The 18,131-nt window shown below is 62.6% G+C and carries 16 protein-coding genes; 8 read left to right on the forward strand and 8 right to left on the reverse strand.

Annotation, left to right across the window (positions count from 1 at the left end; all coding sequences use genetic code 11):
- Nucleotides 1-59: 59 nt before the first annotated feature.
- Nucleotides 60-2,942: an ATP-binding protein gene (locus M5B98_RS18230; RefSeq protein WP_248743527.1), complete on the forward strand. Its 2,883-nt coding sequence runs from the start codon at nucleotides 60-62 to the stop codon at nucleotides 2,940-2,942.
- On the opposite strand, the gene M5B98_RS18235 is transcribed toward M5B98_RS18230, so the two are convergent.
- The 3 genes from M5B98_RS18235 to M5B98_RS18245 form a co-directional block, all read right to left on the reverse strand.
- Nucleotides 2,929-3,543: a response regulator transcription factor gene (locus M5B98_RS18235; protein ID WP_248743609.1), complete on the reverse strand. Its 615-nt coding sequence runs from the start codon at nucleotides 3,541-3,543 to the stop codon at nucleotides 2,929-2,931. The genes M5B98_RS18230 and M5B98_RS18235 overlap by 14 nt on opposite strands.
- Before the next feature lie 77 nt (nucleotides 3,544-3,620).
- Nucleotides 3,621-3,992 carry a response regulator gene (locus M5B98_RS18240; RefSeq protein ID WP_114882339.1) on the reverse strand — a complete coding sequence of 124 codons (372 nt, stop codon included), beginning with the start codon at nucleotides 3,990-3,992 and terminating at the stop codon, nucleotides 3,621-3,623.
- Complete coding sequence (locus M5B98_RS18245; RefSeq protein ID WP_248743528.1) at nucleotides 3,992-5,578, reverse strand: PAS domain-containing sensor histidine kinase; 1,587 nt, start codon at nucleotides 5,576-5,578, stop codon at nucleotides 3,992-3,994. The genes M5B98_RS18240 and M5B98_RS18245 overlap by 1 nt, the downstream gene beginning before the upstream one ends.
- Before the next feature lie 343 nt (nucleotides 5,579-5,921).
- Here M5B98_RS18245 and M5B98_RS18250 point away from each other — a divergent pair, with 343 nt between their 5' ends.
- Entirely contained in the window at nucleotides 5,922-6,887 is a 966-nt protein-coding gene (locus M5B98_RS18250) for a quinone oxidoreductase family protein (protein ID WP_248743529.1), read from the forward strand.
- Here the strand turns inward: M5B98_RS18250 and M5B98_RS18255 are convergent.
- The gene (locus tag M5B98_RS18255; protein ID WP_248743530.1) at nucleotides 6,874-8,103 is read right to left on the reverse strand and encodes an MFS transporter; all 1,230 of its coding nucleotides are present in this window, start codon (nucleotides 8,101-8,103) and stop codon (nucleotides 6,874-6,876) included. The genes M5B98_RS18250 and M5B98_RS18255 overlap by 14 nt on opposite strands.
- Nucleotides 8,104-8,319: 216 nt before the next feature.
- Here M5B98_RS18255 and M5B98_RS18260 point away from each other — a divergent pair, with 216 nt between their 5' ends.
- The 4 genes from M5B98_RS18260 (at nucleotide 8,320) to M5B98_RS18275 (ending at nucleotide 12,143) form a co-directional block, all read left to right on the forward strand.
- Complete coding sequence (locus M5B98_RS18260; RefSeq protein WP_248743531.1) at nucleotides 8,320-9,666, forward strand: epoxide hydrolase family protein; 1,347 nt, start codon at nucleotides 8,320-8,322, stop codon at nucleotides 9,664-9,666.
- 150 nt (nucleotides 9,667-9,816) lie between these two features.
- Nucleotides 9,817-10,809: an alpha/beta fold hydrolase gene (locus tag M5B98_RS18265; RefSeq protein ID WP_412548543.1), complete on the forward strand. Its 993-nt coding sequence runs from the start codon at nucleotides 9,817-9,819 to the stop codon at nucleotides 10,807-10,809.
- Nucleotides 10,810-10,833: 24 nt separating this feature from the next.
- Nucleotides 10,834-11,343, forward strand: a complete 510-nt coding sequence (locus tag M5B98_RS18270; RefSeq protein ID WP_248743533.1) for a cytochrome P460 family protein — start codon at nucleotides 10,834-10,836, stop codon at nucleotides 11,341-11,343.
- A gap of 23 nt (nucleotides 11,344-11,366) precedes the next feature.
- Nucleotides 11,367-12,143: an alpha/beta fold hydrolase gene (locus M5B98_RS18275; RefSeq protein WP_248743534.1), complete on the forward strand. Its 777-nt coding sequence runs from the start codon at nucleotides 11,367-11,369 to the stop codon at nucleotides 12,141-12,143.
- Between the two features lie 46 nt (nucleotides 12,144-12,189).
- On the opposite strand, the gene M5B98_RS18280 is transcribed toward M5B98_RS18275, so the two are convergent.
- Nucleotides 12,190-13,404, reverse strand: coding sequence for a CynX/NimT family MFS transporter (locus tag M5B98_RS18280; RefSeq protein WP_248743535.1), 1,215 nt, complete (start codon nucleotides 13,402-13,404; stop codon nucleotides 12,190-12,192).
- 134 nt (nucleotides 13,405-13,538) lie between these two features.
- Here M5B98_RS18280 and M5B98_RS18285 point away from each other — a divergent pair, with 134 nt between their 5' ends.
- Both M5B98_RS18285 and M5B98_RS18290 read left to right on the forward strand, forming a co-directional pair.
- The gene (locus tag M5B98_RS18285; RefSeq protein WP_248743536.1) at nucleotides 13,539-14,354 is read left to right on the forward strand and encodes an AraC family transcriptional regulator; all 816 of its coding nucleotides are present in this window, start codon (nucleotides 13,539-13,541) and stop codon (nucleotides 14,352-14,354) included.
- 134 nt (nucleotides 14,355-14,488) lie between these two features.
- Entirely contained in the window at nucleotides 14,489-15,238 is a 750-nt protein-coding gene (locus tag M5B98_RS18290) for a creatininase family protein (RefSeq protein ID WP_115077463.1), read from the forward strand.
- A gap of 70 nt (nucleotides 15,239-15,308) precedes the next feature.
- Here M5B98_RS18290 and M5B98_RS18295 read toward each other — a convergent pair whose 3' ends face one another.
- From M5B98_RS18295 to M5B98_RS18305, 3 genes are all read right to left on the reverse strand, one after another.
- Nucleotides 15,309-16,742 (reverse strand): catalase, encoded by a 1,434-nt coding sequence (locus M5B98_RS18295; protein WP_248743537.1) that lies wholly within the window; start codon nucleotides 16,740-16,742, stop codon nucleotides 15,309-15,311.
- A 151-nt stretch (nucleotides 16,743-16,893) separates the two neighbouring features.
- Nucleotides 16,894-17,310, reverse strand: coding sequence for an organic hydroperoxide resistance protein (locus tag M5B98_RS18300; RefSeq protein WP_248743538.1), 417 nt, complete (start codon nucleotides 17,308-17,310; stop codon nucleotides 16,894-16,896).
- Between the two features lie 22 nt (nucleotides 17,311-17,332).
- Nucleotides 17,333-17,758 carry a hypothetical protein gene (locus M5B98_RS18305; protein WP_248743539.1) on the reverse strand — a complete coding sequence of 142 codons (426 nt, stop codon included), beginning with the start codon at nucleotides 17,756-17,758 and terminating at the stop codon, nucleotides 17,333-17,335.
- Between the last annotated feature and the right edge of the window lie 373 nt (nucleotides 17,759-18,131).

The following is an 18,131-nucleotide window of genomic DNA, read 5'->3' on the forward strand; positions in this document are numbered from 1 at the left end:
CTGCGCCTGTGGCTTGCAACCGGCGACGCCCCCTTCGTTTCCCAGTGAGATCGCCCCTCGTGGAGTCTATTCCAGACGCTTTGCATGAATCACTCATGACCCGGTTCGTGTTCGGGCCGTTTTGCGTCGTTCCAGGTAAAAGGCTGCTGACCAGAAACGGGGTGCCGGTGGAAATCGGCGGTCGGGCGCTGGATCTGCTGATTGCCTTGCTCGAGCAGCCGGGGCGGGTGCTGTCCAAGTACGATCTGATCGAAAAGGTGTGGCCCGACAGCGTGGTCGCCGAAGGCAGTCTGCGCTTTCACATGACGGGCCTGCGGCGGATTCTCGGGGATGGCGAGGAGCACGCGCGTTATATCGCGACCCAGGTGGGCGTGGGTTATGCCTTCGTGGCGCCGCTGGAAAGGCAACTGTCCGGGGTTCAGCCGACGCCTACGGAGACCGGGCATCTCAGGGCCGCCTGCAGCCTGCCGCCGCGGGCGAAGCTGATCGGTCGCGAAACCGACCTGCAACTGGTCGTCGATCATCTGCAGCAACCCAGGTTGTTCACCCTCGTCGGTCCCGGCGGTGTCGGCAAGACCAGCCTCGCCATCGAAGTGGCGCATCGCATCGCGGCCCAGGGTTACGAACGCGTCTGCTTCGTCGACCTGGCCCAGGTGGAAGACAGCACGCTGGTGCCTTCAGCACTGGCCAGGTCGCTGGACATCGCCGTGCAGGCCGAAGATCCGATGTTCGTGTTGCTGGCGCATTTGCGCGAGCAGCGGCTGATGCTGGTCATCGACAATTGCGAACACCTGATCGACGCCGTTTCGACCCTTCTGGAACAGATCAGCGACAGCGCGCCCGACGTGGGCATTCTGGCAACCAGTCGCGAGCCGTTGCGGGTGCGTGGCGAGTACGTGCATTGGCTCAATCCGCTGGAGTTTCCTCGCGAGTCCCGGCACCTGTCCACTCAGGAGCTGCTGGCATTCGCCGCGATCAAACTGTTTGTCGAACGCGCGTCGTCGAGCAATGCGGCGTTGCTGCTGGAGGCGGATGGCGGGCAAATGATCGCGGACATCTGCCAGCGCCTGGAGGGCATGGCACTGCCGATCGAGCTGGCGGCGATGCGGGTTGCCAGCCACGGGCTGAAGGCCACGCACGCCTTGCTCGGCGAGCGGTTTTCACTGGGCTGGTCGGGGCGCCGGACGGCAGTACCGCGGCATCAGACGCTGCGTTCCATGCTCGACTGGAGTTACGACTTGTTGTCGGCGCCGGAGCGTCTGGCGCTGGAGCGGTTGTCGGTGTTTGTCGGGCCGTTCTCTCAAGAGGCGGCGTCCCAGGTGGTTGCCGAGTCCCAGTCCGAAGGCCCTGCGGTGGCGGCGATCCTCGATGATCTGGTGTGCAAGGGGCTGGTCACGGTCGATCACAGTGATTCGACGGATTCCTATCGGCTGCTCGAGATGACACGCGCCTACGCCCGGGAAAAACTGGCGGCCCGGGGCGACACAGAAGTGAACTCGCTGGCCTTCAGGCATGCGGCGTATTACATGGATCTGCTGGGCCATCCCGGCAACTCGCCCGATGAGTTTTTCCGCAACTTTGCACGCCTTGCCAGTCAGTTGGGCAACGTACGCAGTGCGCTGGAATGGAGCTTCGGGCCCCATGGCGACCCGGGCCTGGCGTTGCCCCTGGCAGCGGCGAGTGCACCTCTGTTCCTGCATTTTTCCTTGCTGGTCGAGTGCCGGACCTGGTGTGCCCGGGCCGTGGAGCTGCTCGAATTGGGGTACTACGGCACGTCGACCGAAATGGAGCTGCAGGCGGCGCTCGGGCTGGTGCTGATGTTCACTCAGGGCAACAGCGAAGCTGCCGAGAAAGCCTTGCTCCGGGCGCTGGACATCGCTGTTGCGCTGGCTGACCACGGCTCGCAGTTGAGGCTGCTTGGCCGCTTGCAGATTTTCTACGAACGCATTGGTGATTTCCCTTCTTCGCTGGCGTGGGCGGAGCAGGCAGCCGTTGTCGGCAACCTCCTGAATCAGCCGGCAGCCATTGCGATTGCTTCATCGCTGACCGGCATTTCCCATCATCTGCTGGGCGATCAGCGTCTGGCGCGGCAGGAGCTGGAACGCTCGCTGCGCAACAGTTTGCCGTCCCATCCCAGCCACACCATCTACTACGGCTTCGATCACCGCAATCGCACCGGGCTGGCACTGGCCCGTTCGCTGTGGTTGCAGGGCTTTCCCGATCAGGCCCGGCACTGGGCCGAGCTGATAGAAGCCGAAGCGTCGGCGCTGCAGCATCCGGTCACCTACTGCATCGCCATGGTCTGGATTCTGTGCATCTACATCTGGACCGGCGATCTGGAGAAAGCGGCCGCCAGCCTTGAACGGTTCAGTGCCGTGGCCGAGACCAATGCCCTGGGCCCCTACATCGCCGCCGCCCATGGCTTGCGGGCGGCGATTGCGATCCGCGCCGAACAGCCTGGGGATGCGGTGCCGCTGCTGGAGGAAAGCCTGGCGCGGCTGCATGGCATGCGCTACGAACTGCTCACGACATCGTTTGAAATCGCGCTGGCCGAGGGCCTGATTCTGGGTGGGCAATACTCGAAGGCGCTGGTGCTGGTCGACGGCACCATCGATCACTGTCGTCAGAGCGGCGACGCCTTTGCGTTACCGGAACTGCTGCGGATCAAGGCCGGAATTCTCAAGGAAACCGATGGCGAAAATGTCCAGGCCATCAAGACCCTGCTTGAGGCGTCCATCGCGCTGAGCCGCGATCAGGGGGCCTGGGCGTGGGAGCTGAGGACTTCGATGGATCTGGCCAGGCTCTGGCTGGAACAGGGCAGGGCGGAGCAGGCCAAGGCGTTGCTCGGCGCGTGTCGCGAGCAGGTTTCGGAGGGCTTCGACACCCTTGATCTGCGCCGGCTGGAAACCCTCTGGCAAAGCCTTCGCGTCACGCGGGGGTGATCAGCGCCGCCATTTTTACCAGATCTGCCAGCGAGCGGGCTTTCATTTTGCGCATGACCTTGCCCCGGTGGGCCTTCACCGTGATCTCGCTGATCTCGAGGTCTGCGGCGATCAGCTTGTTCAGACGACCGCTGACCACTGCGGCCATGATTTCCTGTTCGCGGGGCGTCAGGGTCTTGTAGGCCTCCAGCACGGAACGCAGGGCTTTTTCCCCCTCCAGAGCCGCACGGCTGCCTTCGAGCGCATCGCCCATGGCGGTCAGGAGCTCATCTTCGTTGAACGGTTTGGTCAGGAACTCCACCGCACCGGCTTTCAAGGCCCGCACCGTGCGCGGAATGTCTCCGTACCCGGTGATGAAGATGATCGGCATGTTGTAGCGCTCGTCAGCCAGTGACGTCTGCAGATCCAGACCGTTCAAGTCAGGCAGGTTGATATCCAGTACCAGGCAGCTGGGTACCCGCGCGCGGGGCTCGGCGAGAAAGTCCTGCGCGGATTCGAAGAGTCGTGGCTGCCAGCCGGCGCATCGGATCATCAGCTCCAGCGACTCGCGCACGGAGATGTCGTCATCCACAACGAACACCACAGGCGTGACATCACTCATCGGCAATGCTCCGTGGCCGGAGGACACTGTGTGATTCGAGTTCAACATGTCGATTCCTTTTCTTTACCGCTTCGCGTTCAGTCGAGGGGCAGGGCAGCGCTCAGGGCCTTGATCAGTTGCGCTTCACTGAAGGGCTTGAACAGGCACTCCACCGCACCGGTGTTCAACAGCTTTGCCTGTTGGCTGGCGTCGGCGTGAGCGGTGATGAAAATCACCGGGATGCGATAGCCGCGCCGCAGCAGTTCCTTGTGCAGATCCGGCCCGGACATGCCCGGCATGGCCACATCGAGAATCAGGCAATCGGTCAGGCCGAGATAAGGCGAGGCCAGAAACCCCTGCGCCGAGGCGAATGCCTGGACAGCGAATCCGAACTCCCTGATCAGGTCAGGCAGCGACTCACGAACCGACTCGTCATCATCGACAACCGATACGAGCAAGTACTTACCCATCAGTGATTCTCCATGACGCGATCACAGGCCTCGCGGTTGTCGGCATTCGGGATTGAAAAGGCAAACGTCGCACCCGGGCCGTCGTGGGCAGAGGCCCGGAGTTGCCCGTCGTGGTGTTCGATGATGGAGCGACTGATCGACAGACCGACCCCCATGCCCGAGCTTTTGGTGGTGTAGAAGGCATTGAAAATCCGTTCCATGTCCTGTGGATCGACCCCGGTGCCGCTGTCTTTCACCGCCAGATAAACGCTCCGGTCTTGCTCCTGGCCGGTGCTGACGATCAATTCTCTGGAGCGACCGGTGATGCTGCTCATGGCCTCGACGGCGTTCATGATCAGGTTGAGGATCACCTGTTGAAGCTGGACCCGGTCGCCCCTGACCGGCGGCAGGGCCTCGGCGAATCGAGGATGAAGCACCACGCCGTTGCGTTGCAGTTCGCCCAGCAGCATGGCGATGACTTCCCGTGCGGCGTCATTGAGGTCGACGTTTTCAATGGTGATGCTTTTTTTCGAGAACAACGCTCGCAAGCGGTTGATCACATCGGCGGCCCGATTACCGTCGCGAATGGTGCGGCGTGCGGTTTCCAGGGCTCCGTCGACATTCGGCGGATCGGCTCCGAGCATGCGCAGGCAGGTGCTGGCGTTGGTGATGATGCCGGCCAGCGGCTGATTGACTTCATGGGCAATGGACGCGGTGACCGCCCCGAGGCTGGCGACTCTGGCCAGATGCGTCAGTTCGGAACGGGCCTTGGCCAGAAAGGCTTCCGCCTGTTTGCGGTCTTCGATGTCGGTGTTTTCGCCATACCAGCGCACGATCCGGCCCGCCTCATCGCGCTGGGGCACGGCGCGGATCAGAAACCAGCGATAAATGCCGTCGAAGCGTTTCAGGCGAGCCTCGTACTCACCGGCATTGCCCGAGTGCAGAAGCGCCTGCCAGTAACCGCCCAGTCCGGGAGCGTCGTCGGGATGGATCGATGCCACCCAGCCATCGCCGCACGCCTCTTCAAGCGACATGCCGGTGTAATCGCACCACCGCCGGTTGACGAATCCGACGCTGCCTTCGGGCGAAGCGCTCCAGACGAATCCGGGAACAGCATCGATGATGCCGCGCAGGCGTTCCTCCGAGCTGCTGACCTCCGCGAGGGCTTTGGCGATCAAGACCTTGTCCCGTCGGCGCTCGTCGATATCGACCTGCAACACGCACCAGCGAGTGATGTTGCCTTCGCTGTTCCTGACCGGCAGGCCGCGCACATGAAACCAGCGATAGACACCGTCGGCGCGCCGAATCCGATGCTCGATATCGTAGGGTGTGCCGGTGCCGACCGAATGCATCCACGCCGCGCTGACCGATGGCAGATCGTCCGGGTGCAGGGTGTCGCTGGCCTGCCAGTTTTTCAGCTCATCGAGCGGGATGCCGATGTAGTCCAGGATTTGCCGGTTGACCTGCTCCAGCTCACCGGACGGTGTCATGAAGGCGACCATGGCCGGAATGCTGTCGATGATCGAGTCGGCCTCAGGCATTGGCAGGCCCCTGTCATTGACGTGGCCTGGACCGTCTTCGATGACGCGCTCCCGCTCGTTCGCCATGTCGATTCTCATTGTGCAGTCACCGTTGAACAAAGATGCGCCTTCTGATGGCACTCGCCCATCATACTTTGGTGTCGCTTTACGCGAATATCGGCCGCCCTCACGCATTGCGATGCGCGTCACAGACCGCCCGGGGCTTTTGTAAGCCACTGTATCTACGGCCCCTCAAGCCACACAAGCATGCAAATGAGCCTGTTCGCGAAACTGCGCGGATACACCACCCGGCCACCCTTGGCGCTGGTTTCAACGTCTTCCGACGATTGAATGAAGACAACGTGACGTCCGCGCTCCTGCCACCCGAACGGCAGCAGGACAGGTCGTCCCTGTAGCAGGGCAAAACACAATGAAAGCAGTCGTGATCCAGGCCTTTGGCGGGCCCGAAGTCTTGACGGTGCAAGACATTCAACTGGCTGAACCGGGACCCGGACAAGTCCTGGTCAGCGTCATGGCGGCGGGCATCAATTTCATGGACACCGGTGTCCGTCGCGGCCTCGGCGCTGCCTGGGAGCTGCCGCTGACGCCGGGTGCCGAAGGCGCCGGTGTCGTTCTGGCCACCGGTCCGCAGGTGACGGAGTTCGGTGTCGGTGACCGCGTGGCCTGGCATTACGTGCCGGGCAGCTACGCCGAACAGGTGATCGCCCCGGTCAGTCAGTTGGTGCCGTTGCCGGACGAGATCGACTTCAGCACCGCCGCCAGCCTGATGATGCAGGGCCTGACCGCCAGCAATCTGGTGGACAAGGTGCATGCGATCCAGCCGGGTGACGTGGCCTTCGTGCATGCGGCGGCCGGTGGTGTGGGGCTGATGCTGACCCAGTTGATCAAACTGCGGGGCGGCAAGGTCATTGGCCGGGTGTCCCAGGCCGACAAGGTGGAGGCGGTGCTCGCGGCCGGGGCTGACTACGCAGTGATCGGGCGTTCGCACAACATTGCCGGACAGGTCATGCGCCTGACGGAGGGGCAGCGAGTGAATGTGGTGTACGACGGCACGGGCGCGGAGGGCTTCGCCGAATCGTTGAGCCTGCTGGACCATTTCGGCACCCTGGCCTTGTACGGGCCGTTCATGGACCCGGTCCCGCCGATCGATATCTTCAGCGTGCCGCGCAGTATCAAGCTGACGTATCCCTCGGTCATGCACTACGTGCGCAGCCGCGAGCTCCTGCTGGACAAGTCCCGGCAACTGTTCGCGTGGGTCAGCACCGGCAAACTGAAAACCTTCATCGGCCAGCGTTATTCTCTGGACGGCGCGCAGCAGGCCCATCGCGATATCGAGTCGCGCAATACGACGGGCAAGCTGATCATTGTTCCTTAGTGCCACGCCAGATCAGCAGCGCTGCCAACAGCTGGCTGCCGGCGAAGAACGTGAACAGCTCTTGCGCGGTCCATCGGGCATCCAGCAGAAAACCGGCGACTATCGGCGAAATGATCGCCCCCAGGCGCCCCATGGCCAGCACCACGCCGACGCCGGTCGTACGGACTGACGTGCAGAACGCTTGAGGGGCCAGGACATACAGGGCGGCGACCGCACCGTTGAGCATCAGGCCAAGCGTGACGGCCACGAGCGCGGCCAGACCGGGCACGTGCGAGGCTGGCACCATCAGTGGCAACAGGACGGCGTTGAGCAGCAGGAAACCCGACGACAATCGCCGGCAGCCATACCGATTGGCCGCCAGTCCCAGCAACAGGGCGCCGAGCATGCCCCCCGACGCCAACAGAACGCCGATCCGCGCGCCTTGCCGATCGGTAAAACCGTTGTGCACCAGAAGACTCGGGGTCCAGCTCATCACGAAGTAAAAGCAGAACATCAACAGAAAGAGTGCCAGCGCCAGCGACGTGGTCTGTTGCCACTGACCCGGCGAAAACGGTCGGCGGGCATTGTCTGGCGACGCTGGCGTGACAGGCCCACGGCGTTCAAGTGCCAGAAATGACGGCGACTCTCGCAGCCAGAAGACGCCCGCCAACGCCGCCGCCAGCGTGATACAGCCACCCGCGAGAAAGACATACCGCCAGCCCATGAAATCATTCAATACGTGAGCCAGCACTCCGCCCAGGCTGGCGCCCATGGCGAAGGCGAGGGATTGCAACGCGATGGCCAGGTTGCGCCGCTGCGCGCTGGCGTGCTCGAACGTCAGCACGTTCGCCCCCACCAGCACCGCCCCCGTGCCTATGCCGGTCAACAGTCGCAAAAGCATCAATACGTGATGATCCTGGCTCCAGAACGACAGCAACATGCTCAGTCCGCCGAGCAGCAGGCCGGCGAGCAATAACGGCCTGCGCCCGAAGCGGTCGGCCCTGGGCGCGGCCAGCAGCGATCCGAGCGCCATCCCGACCAGGCTGGCGCTCAACAACAGGCCCGTTTGCGCGCCGTTCAACGTCCACTCCGCTGACACCCGGCTGGCGGTGAAGGCCATGGCCATTACGTCCAGGCCGTCGATCACGTTGAACAGCATGCACAGCCCGATCACCCACCACTGCGAAGTGGTCGATGACGTGCCGCACGGGCGTTCGAGCGCTGTTTCCCCACGCATCCGCAATCCTTGTTCTGCCAGGTCATTCGAATGGGCCGGCTCGCCGAGCCGTATCCCCGCCGCATTTTGCCCGTTAACCGCTGCTGAATTCGAGCGCGATTTTGCGCGTCATACCAAGGTATCGACCGACACCATCGTGTAATCGCTGCGAGGGTGGCGGGGTGGTCTGATCCGATTGGCGATGCCTTTCGAATAATGACTACAAGGAGATCCAACATGGTTGCGGTTACGTGCGGTTCCACATGGCGCCATTGCCTGGCGTCAGCCATCAGAAGAGGGGCCCTGGGCCTTGCCGTGCTGGCAGGCAGCAGCGGCGCCTGGGCCACCAGCCCGACAACCGATCAGTCGCAAGCCATTCGCCCGTACCACGTTCATGTGGATGAAGCGAAATTGACTGATCTGCGCAAACGCATCGCCGACACCCGTTGGCCCGACAAGGAAACGGTCAACGACGTGTCCCAGGGTGTGCAACTGGCGCAGGTCGAGGCCCTGGTGAAGTACTGGGGCAGCGGTTATGACTGGCGCAAGGCAGAGGCGAAACTCAATGCCTTGCCGGAGTTCGTGACCACGATCGATGGCGTCGACATTCAGTTCATCCACGTGCGCTCGCGCAACCCCAACGCGATGCCGCTGATCCTCACCCATGGCTGGCCGGGTTCGCAATTCGAGTTCCTCAAGACCATCGGCCCGCTGACCGATCCCGTGGCCTATGGCGGCAAAGTAGAGGACTCGTTCGACGTGGTGATTCCGTCGATTCCCGGTCACGGCTTTTCCGGCAAGCCGACCGAGCTTGGCTGGGGCCCGGACCGGGTGGCGAAGGCCTGGGATGTGCTGATGAAACGCCTGGGTTACGCCGACTACGTGTCTCAGGGGGGCGACCACGGTTCGGTGATCTCTGATGCGCTGGGCCGTCTGGCACCGCCCGGTTTGCTGGGCATTCACTTGAACATGCCCGCCACCGTGCCACCGGAACTGGTCAAGCCGATCAATGGCGGAGACCCCGCTCCGGCAGGGCTGAGCGGCCCGGAACTGACGGCGTTCAACTCGCTCAGCAAGTTCTTCGGGCGCAACGCGGCCTATGGCGCAATGATGGTGACCCGACCACAGACCATCGGTTATCTGCTGGCGGATTCGCCTGCCGGTACGGCGGCGTGGATGTATGAAAAATTCGCCGCCTGGACCGACAGCGACGGTCAGCCCGAGAAGGTGCTGAGCCGCGATGAAATGCTTGATGACATCAGCCTGTACTGGCTGACCGACAGCGGCGCCTCGTCCTCCCGTTTTTACTGGGAGAACAACAACAATAACTTCAGTGCCGCCGCGCAAAAGACCGCGGACATCAAGGTTCCTGTCGCGATCACCGTGTTCCCCCACGAAATCTACCGTGCGCCGAAAGTCTGGTCGCAGCGGGCCTATCCATCGTTGGCCTACTTCAGTGAAGTCGGCAAGGGCGGTCACTTCGCGGCATGGGAGCAACCGCAATTGTTCAGCGAAGAACTGCGCGAAGCCTTCCGGCCACTGCGCGCGGCTGCGCAGAAAACTGCGGCTCAGGCCGCGCGCTAGCCCTTCAACCGGCAATTCCTTCAACGCTAAGCCCTTCAACGCAAGCCCTTCAACCAAAGCCCGGAACCGCCGTCTGGCGGTTCTCGAGGGAGACTCGGCATGACTGACCATAACGCTGTAACTCAATCCCGGCGCGTGCTCGCCGTTTCGATGCTGGCGATTGCGCTGGGCATCGCCTCGGCACACGCCAGCGCCGCCGAAGTACCCGGCGGCAAGATCGACGCGATCACCGCCGGCAGCACCGTTTCATTCGGCGCACTGAAACACGTCAAGGCCGGACTGCTGGACGTGTCGTACGCCGAAGTCGGCCCCGCCGACGGGCCGGTGGTGATCCTGCTGCACGGCTGGCCTTACGACATTCACAGCTACACCGACGTGGCCCCGGCACTGGCGCAGAAAGGCTATCGGGTACTGATTCCCTATGCGCGCGGTTATGGCGATACGCGCTTTCTGTCGGCCAAAACCGTGCGCAACGGCCAGCCGGCGGCGCTGGCGAAAGACCTGATCGACTTCATGGATGCCCTGAAAATCAAGCAGGCCGTGCTCGGCGGCTATGACTGGGGTGCTCGCACCGCCGATATCGTCGCCGCGCTCTGGCCGGAACGGGTGAAAGCGCTGGTGGCGGTGAGCGGTTACCTGATCGGCAGCCAGGACGCCGGCAAGACCCCGTTGCCGCCGGCTGCCGAGTTGCAGTGGTGGTATCAGTTCTATTTTGCGACCGAGCGCGGTCGTCTGGGTTACGAGAAAAACACCCATGACTTCGCGAAACTGATCTGGCAATTGGCGTCGCCGAAATGGAACTTCGACGACGCGACCTACGACCGCAGCGCCGCCGCGTTGCAGAACCCGGATCACGTCGCCGTGTCGATCTTCAACTACCGCTGGCGTCTGGGGCTGATCAAAGGGGAAGCGCAATACGATCCGCTGGAGAAAAAACTGGCGGCGTTCCCGTCCATCAGCGTGCCGACCATCACCCTGGAAGGCGACGCCAATGGCGCACCGCATCCACCGGCCGAGGCCTACGCCAAGCGCTTCACCGGCAAGTACGAATACCGCTTGGTCAGCGGTGGCATCGGCCACAACCTGCCGCAAGAAGCGCCGCAGGCGTTCGCTCAGGCGGTGATCGATGCCGATCATCTCTGATTGCCGGCCTGAGGGGATTCGACGATGAAACTCAACCATTGGGCGGTGTTGCCGTCGGCCATTGCATTTGCCGCGCTGGCCGCCACCGGTGTCGCGTTGGGCGAGGCCGATGACGGCGACGCCTCCCCGATCTACGGCGTGAAGCTGCCGAAAAACTATCGCCAGTGGGCGCTGATTGCCCCGGCCCAGGAAGCCGCGCCGCTGGATGAATTGCGCGCGGTGTTGGGCAATGACCGGGCGATCAAGGCTTACCAGAGCAAGACGCTGCCGTTTCCCGACGGCACGGTGCTGGTCAAGCTGGCGTGGAAACACGTGCAGTCCCCGGAGTTCGAGCCCGCCTCGATTCCGGGGGCGGCCACCACCGTTCAGGTGATGGTCAAGGACTCGCGCAAATACGCCGCGACCGGTGGCTGGGGATTCGGCCGCTTCATCAACGGCAAACCCGCCGATGAAGCCCAGCACCAGACCTGTTTCGCCTGCCATCAGGCGCGGGTGCAGAACCACGATTTTGTCTTTACCCGATACGCCCCCTGATCCGTCATACAAGGAGTTGTCACATGAAAAGAACATTGACTGCGTTGACCCTCGCTGCCGGGCTGTGCCTGGGCGTGAGTGCCTTCGGCCAATCCGCCAAACCGACCGTGGTACTCGTGCACGGCGCCTTTGCCGATGCATCGAGCTGGAACGGCGTGGCGAAAATTCTCGAGAAGGATGGCTACACGGTGGTCGCTGCCGCCAATCCATTGCGTAGCGTCAAGAGCGATGGCGCGGCGGTATCGGCGTTGCTGAGCAGCATCCAGACGCCGGTGGTGCTGGTCGGTCACTCCTATGGCGGTAACGTCATCAGTGAGGCGGCCAACGATCATGCCAATGTCAAAGCGCTGGTTTATGTCAGCGCCTTTGCGCCCGAGGCCGGCGAAACCGTTGCCGGACTCGCCGGCAAGTTTCCCGGCAGTACCCTCGGCCCGACACTGGCGGCGCCCGTCGCGCTGGCCGATGGCGGCAAGGACTTGTACATCCAGCAGAGCAGGTTTCACGATCAGTTCGCCGCCGATGTCCCGGCTGCACAAGCGGCACTGATGGCCGCGACCCAACGCCCGGTCACCGAAGCGGCGCTGAACGAGCAGGCCGGCACGCCTGCCTGGAAGCACATTCCGTCGTGGTACATCTACGGCGACAAGGACAAGAACATCCCGCCCCAGGCGATGGCGTTCATGGCCCAGCGTGCGGATGCCAAGGCAGTGGAGGTGGTCAAGGGCGGCTCTCACGTGGTGATGGTGTCGAACCCGGCACCGGTGGCCCGATTGATTGAGAAAGCCGCTGCGGCCAACTGAAACCCTGCGACGTGCCGAGGCGCGTCGCAGGTCTGTCACTTCCCGCTCAGGCAGCGGACACCTGTGGCGATGCTGCCGGTGCCACTCTGAGCAGCGGGGTGATGCCGAGCATCAACAGCAGAACCGCGAACAGCAAGGTGTACGCTGGGCCATAGTGTCCGGCGTATTCGCGCAAAGCACCGAACAGCAACGGCCCGAGCGCGGCGATCAGGTAACCGATAAACAGCATGAACACCGTCCACAATCCGGCCTGCTCGCTGGTGCTGGCGTGATCCAGCGGCAAGGTCATGGCCACGGTGAAGCCCATGCCCAGCCCGATGGCTGCGAGCACCACATACAGCATCGGCCAGTACCCCGGCAGGAACGCCATGCCACCCAGCCCCAGCAGGGCCAGCAACGCCGACAACCCGAGCAGGCCGCGCCGGTCGTGGGCCTTGCCTGGAATCAGCCCCGCACCCACGCTGGCAACGGCGAACACCGCCGTAAAAATACCCAGCAGAATGCCCGGGGACACACTCGACGTGGCCGCTTCCACCGACGCTGGCGCCATCCAGGCGAAGAGGGCGTAGACCACGAATTGACCGGCACCGAAATTCAACGCGATCAGCCACGCCTGCGGATTGCCCCACGGCAGGCGCTTGCTCTGGTGCGACGGCGATTTCACTGCTGGCGCCGGGGTCGCAAAAAGCCGCGCCATCCACACCCAACTGGCGATGGCGGTGAGGCACAGCACGCTCCAGAACCCGGCGCCGACCCGCCAGTCCTGCGCCAGCTCGGCAATCGGCGCGCTGCACACTGCCGCGAGGGTCGCGCCCAGGCTCAGTCCGCCGGCATAGATGCCCATGAACAGTGCCGGTCGTTGTGCAAAGTGAGTCTTGATCCACGCGCCGGTCATTGCACCAGCGACCGCAATGCCGACGCTGGCAGAAAATGTACTGGCGAGCAGGAAAAATGCATTCGGCGAGAGCGCCCGCAACAAGGTCGAGGCCCCCAGCAACGTCAGTGCGACAACCACGCTGCGATCGATCCCGAAGCGTCTGGCCAGGCTCGGAACCACCAGCGCGAACACGCCCATGCAGACGTCGGGGATCGAGGTCAGCAGCGCGGCCTGGGTGTAACTCAACTGGAAGTGTTGCTGAATCAACAGCAGGATCGGCCCCACCGAAATGATCGGCGGCCGCAGGGCGATGGACAGGATCAACAGGCCGATCACCGCCGTGATGCCCTGCTGGCTGCTGGAGAGATTGCGGGTGATTGCCATGGGAAAAGCCTCATTGATGAACAATGAGCGCAAGGCTAACAATGGGCCGGCCATGGCAAATGCCAGGATTTGTCGCCAAAGTGACAATCGTCGCCTTACGACGATCAAGGGCTGATTTCAGGAGACTCCACGCGATGAAACAAGAGGTGCGCAAGGTCGTCGCCAGGCGTGAGTCCGCGCCGCGCAGCGAACGTTATCCCGACTATCAGGATGTGCCGCGGGTGATGACCGTGCTGGTGCGCGATCAGGCCACCGGCGAATACAACGAGCCGCACGTGCATCGGCACGGGCAGTTGCTGTATGCCTCGAACGGCGTGATGCGGGTGGCTACCGAGCGCGGGTTGTGGATCCTGCCGCCGAAGCGGGCGTTATGGATTCCGCCCGGGGTGATCCACGACCAGTTGATGCTGAGCGCGGTCAGGATGCGCTCGATCTACATCGAGCCGCAGGTCTGCGCCGGGCTGGGCGATCACTGCAAAGTGCTGGAGATCCCCGGACTGCTGCGCGAGTTGATTCTGGCCCTGGCCGACCAGCCGATCGAATACCCGCAGGAAGGGCGCAACGCGCACATTGTGGCGTTGATACTCAGTGAACTGCAGGCGGCGCGGACGTTGCCGATCGAAGTGCCGTGGCCGGTCGACAGGCGACTGGTCACGGTGTGCGAGGCGATTCTGCAGGACCCCGGACAAGACCATTCGATCGACTATTGGGCAGACCGGGTTGGCGCCAGTTCGCGCACGCTGATTCGCCTGTTCGTCAATGAAACCGGCCTGAATTTCCGCCACTGGCTGCAGCAGGTGCGGCTGGCGACCGCCATCGACCGGCTCGACAAAGGGCAATCCGTCGGGGTGATTGCCCGGGACTTGGGCTATGCCAGCCAAAGCGCCTTCAGCGCAATGTTCAGACGGGTGATGGGCGAATCGCCCCGTGAGTTTCTCGTCCGCGACTAGGACGTTTTGGCGATTCCGATACCTTTGTATTCTGTCGTCGAAGGGAGGCGGGTGTTATCAATGACGCTGCTGTTGCAGGTGCATTGAACGCCAACCCTCGTTCCGCGAGGAACCTTCGAAGAGTGAGAATCCTGATGCTTTTATACCTATCGACCTGGTCCGAAATCGCCCAATTCCTCGAACGCAGCCGCACCATCGTCATCCCGATCGGCTCCAACGAACAGCACGGGCCGACCGGCCTGCTGGGCACCGACTGGATGTGCCCGGAGATCATCGCCCATGAAGCGCAGAAAAGTGCAGACATCCTGATCGCCCCGACCTTCAATATCGGCATGGCGCAACATCACCTCGGTTTCCCTGGCACCATTTCGCTCAGGCCCTCGACCTTCATCGCCGCCATCGCGGACTGGACCCGTTCGCTGGCCGCCCACGGCTTTGAAAAGATCTTTTTCCTCAATGGCCACGGCGGCAACATCGCCTCGATCGAAGCGGCGTTTTCGGAGCTGTACGCCGAGGCGAGTTTTGCCCGGCGCAAGGCCGGGTTCGCCCTGAAACTCTGCAACTGGTGGGATCTGGAAGGCGTGAACGAGCTGGCGCGTGACCAGTTCCCGACCGGCCACGGCATTCATGCGACGCCTTCGGAAATCGCCGTGACCCAGTGGGCCTATCCCGATTCCATCAAGTCGGCCGACTACTCGCCGCAGATCGCCAACTGGGGCCCGATCCGCGAAGCCGCAGACTTCCGCGCCCGTCACCCCGATGGCCGCATGGGCTCGGATCCGGCCCAGGCTTCGCCGGAAAAGGGCCGGCAACTGGTGGAAATGGCGGCTCGCGGTCTGGTGCAGGAGGTGCAGGCCTTCAGCCGCGAATCATTGCCTGACTGACCCATACAAACAACAACGCCCGGATGATCCGGGCGTTGTTGTTTCGGCTCCCTGCCAGCGTCTTTGCAGATCAGCCCAGTGCCTCAATGGCGTGCGCAACCCCTGCGCCATACGCCGGATCTGCCCGGGTGCAATGGTCGATGTGTCGTTGTTTCGACTCAGCGCTGGCGCCATGAATCGAGCGCGCGGTGTTATCGAACAGGGCCTGTTTCTGGGCCATGGTCATGGCCCGGAACAGCGCGCCGGGTTGCGAAAAACAGTCGCCGTCCTCCCGGTGATCCCAGTGCCCCGCGCTGCCTTTGAGGGCCAGCGGTGGCTCGCTGAAATCCGGTTGTTCGGCCCATTGGCCATGGCTGTTGGGTTCGTAGCCGGGGGTGCTGCCTGCGTTGGAATCGGTGCGCATCTGGCCGTCCCGGTGATAGCTGTTGAGCGGGCAGCGTGGGGCGTTCACCGGGATCTGATGATGATTGACGCCCACGCGATAACGCTGTGCATCGCCGTAGGAGAACAGGCGGGCCTGGAGCATCTTGTCCGGTGAGAAACTGATGCCGGGCACGACGTTGGCCGGGTTGAAGGCTGCCTGCTCGACGTCGGCGAAATAGTTGTCGGGGTTGCGGTTGAGTTCGAGTACACCGACTTCGATCAACGGGTAATCCTTGTGGGGCCAGACCTTGGTCAGGTCGAAGGGATTGATCGGGTACGTCTCGGCGTCCAGCTCCGGCATCACTTGCACGTAGAGATTCCATTGCGGGAAGCGGCCTTCCTCGATGCTGGTGTACAGGTCGCGCTGGGCACTTTCGCGATCATCGCCGATCAGTGTCGCGGCTTGCTGATCAGTCAGGTTCTCGATGCCTTGCTGGGTCTTCCAGGTAAATTTCACCCAGAATCGCTCGTTCGCCGGGCTGATGAAACTGAACGTATGGCTGCCGAAACCATGCATGTGGCGGTAGGTGCGCGGCAACCCGCGATCACTCATGACAATCGTCACCTGATGCAGCGCCTCGGGCAGCAGCGTCCAGAAATCCCAGTTGTTGCGGGCGCTGCGCAGGTTGGTGCGCGGGTCGCGTTTGACCGCATGGTTGAGGTCGGGGAATTTCAGCGGATCGCGCAGAAAGAACACTGGCGTATTGTTGCCCACCAGATCCCAGTTGCCTTGCTCGGTATAGAACTTGATCGCAAACCCGCGAATGTCACGTTCGGCATCGGCGGCACCACGCTCGCCGGCCACGGTGGAAAACCGGACGAAGATATCGGTGGTTTTGCCCACGCTCGAAAACAGTCTGGCCTTGGTATAACGGCTTATGTCACGGGTGACGGTGAAGGTACCGAATGCCCCCGAACCCTTGGCGTGCATGCGCCGTTCGGGAATGACCTCACGATCGAAATGCGCCAGCTTTTCCAGCAGCCATACGTCTTGCAGCAGCACCGGGCCTCGCGGGCCGGCGGTCTGCGAGTTGTTGTTGTCCACCACTGGTGCGCCGGCGGCGGTCGTCAGCTTTTTCATGCGCTACTCCTGGCTTTTGTCGGTTTGCCGCCATCACATCAAAAGCCCTGGGAGCCCTCTATTGCACCATGGTGTCGCTGCATGGCCACCGGGCAGGGCAGGCGTGTCTGGCGTGTCGGCGTTTGACCGCTCGGGAGCGGCAGATGGGGGATCAAGCGAGGGTGATGCTGACGTTGATGTTGCTGCGCGTGGCTTTGGAGTAGGGGCAATTCTGGTGCGCGGCGTCGATCAGCTGGAGCGCCACTTCCGGTTCGATCTCCGGCAATGACACGGCCAGGCGGGCCTGCAGGAAGAACCCGTGCTCTGCGTGTACGAGGTCGACTTGAGCTTCCACCCCGGCGTTTGCCGGGAAACCGATCCTGCGAGCGTTGCAGGCGTGGCGCAGAGAACCGAGAAAACAAGCCGACCAGCACACCGCGAACAACTGCTCGGGATTGGTTCCAGTCCCCGGTGCGCCCGGTGGAGAGAGCCTGAGATCAAGTCGACCATCGTGACTGCGTGCGGTCCCCTCACGGCCTCCTGTGGTGCAGGTCTGTGCGGTGTAGAGCGTTTTTTCGATGTTGATCATGGGTATTCCCTGGTGAAGATTTTCACTGCGTCGAAAGATCGATGCAGGCTGAGCGCGGGGTGTCGATGCGTTCTGTTGGCGACACGCACTGCAGCGGTGGGGGAGCGGCTGTCGTGGCCATGTCCCGTTTGCCCAGGTTGATGAGCAACGTGGATCGTGCAATCTCGATCAGCCAGGCCCGAAACGGAAAATCGGGGTCGTGCCGGGCCTGTTCCAGATAAAGCATCTTGAAGGCTTGCTGAACGAGGCTGCCGGTGTCCTCGCGATTGATCCTTCCGGCCTGAACCTGGCCTTCGAAATAGGCGATGAGCAACGGTGTCACCGTCGCGAACAGTTGCTGGGATTCAGCCCTGTCATGCCTGACGGCGCCCGTGACCAAGGCATACAGTTCGTCGTTGCCGAGTCGGTCAGCCTCGCACAGGCAATGTTGGCGATAACCTTCAGCCATGATCGGATCCCTCGCAAAACCATCGTTCGACCGACCGCGACAACCCATGATGTCTGCAGGTTGCCTGACGTTCAGCGGTGAGCCTCAATCCTGCCCCCGGGACCTGAGCGACTGCCAGTTATGCGTTGTTAGCGCTTGTTAGCGATGCCTGAAGGCTGTGTTTGAAGTGATGACTGCCTGGCTGTCAGGCCGGGGTCTTGGCGTGGTTTTCAGGCGGCGGATGCCTGAAGGACGGACAGGTTTGCGCGGGCGCATTTATGACAACCCGATCGCTTGGCCATCATTCCAATGGCGTAGGAAACACCCGATATTTATTTCGCACTTTTCCTACATTTTGTTTGCCTCTCCAGCAAAAAACGTGGTTATTATCCGG

It is taken from the genome of Pseudomonas sp. MWU12-3088 (assembly GCF_023242405.1).
In the GTDB taxonomy this organism is placed as follows: Bacteria; Pseudomonadota; Gammaproteobacteria; order Pseudomonadales; family Pseudomonadaceae; genus Aquipseudomonas; species Aquipseudomonas kribbensis.

Bases quoted from the DNA above. Each gene is read 5' to 3' on its own strand.
- M5B98_RS18255 (WP_248743530.1), bottom strand. From the start codon at position 8,103: ATGCGTGGGGAAACAGCGCTCGAACGCCCGTGCGGCACGTCATCGACC.
- M5B98_RS18260 (WP_248743531.1), top strand. From the start codon at position 8,320: ATGGTTGCGGTTACGTGCGGTTCCACATGGCGCCATTGCCTGGCGTCA.
- M5B98_RS18235 (WP_248743609.1), bottom strand. From the start codon at position 3,543: ATGAGTGATGTCACGCCTGTGGTGTTCGTTGTGGATGACGACATCTCC.
- M5B98_RS18270 (WP_248743533.1), top strand. From the start codon at position 10,834: ATGAAACTCAACCATTGGGCGGTGTTGCCGTCGGCCATTGCATTTGCC.
- M5B98_RS18240 (WP_114882339.1), bottom strand. From the start codon at position 3,992: ATGGGTAAGTACTTGCTCGTATCGGTTGTCGATGATGACGAGTCGGTT.
- M5B98_RS18290 (WP_115077463.1), top strand. From the start codon at position 14,489: ATGCTTTTATACCTATCGACCTGGTCCGAAATCGCCCAATTCCTCGAA.
- M5B98_RS18295 (WP_248743537.1), bottom strand. From the start codon at position 16,742: ATGAAAAAGCTGACGACCGCCGCCGGCGCACCAGTGGTGGACAACAAC.
- M5B98_RS18305 (WP_248743539.1), bottom strand. From the start codon at position 17,758: ATGGCTGAAGGTTATCGCCAACATTGCCTGTGCGAGGCTGACCGACTC.
- M5B98_RS18300 (WP_248743538.1), bottom strand. From the start codon at position 17,310: ATGATCAACATCGAAAAAACGCTCTACACCGCACAGACCTGCACCACA.
- M5B98_RS18265 (WP_412548543.1), top strand. From the start codon at position 9,817: ATGCTGGCGATTGCGCTGGGCATCGCCTCGGCACACGCCAGCGCCGCC.
- M5B98_RS18275 (WP_248743534.1), top strand. From the start codon at position 11,367: ATGAAAAGAACATTGACTGCGTTGACCCTCGCTGCCGGGCTGTGCCTG.
- M5B98_RS18250 (WP_248743529.1), top strand. From the start codon at position 5,922: ATGAAAGCAGTCGTGATCCAGGCCTTTGGCGGGCCCGAAGTCTTGACG.
- M5B98_RS18245 (WP_248743528.1), bottom strand. From the start codon at position 5,578: ATGGCGAACGAGCGGGAGCGCGTCATCGAAGACGGTCCAGGCCACGTC.
- M5B98_RS18285 (WP_248743536.1), top strand. From the start codon at position 13,539: ATGAAACAAGAGGTGCGCAAGGTCGTCGCCAGGCGTGAGTCCGCGCCG.
- M5B98_RS18280 (WP_248743535.1), bottom strand. From the start codon at position 13,404: ATGGCAATCACCCGCAATCTCTCCAGCAGCCAGCAGGGCATCACGGCG.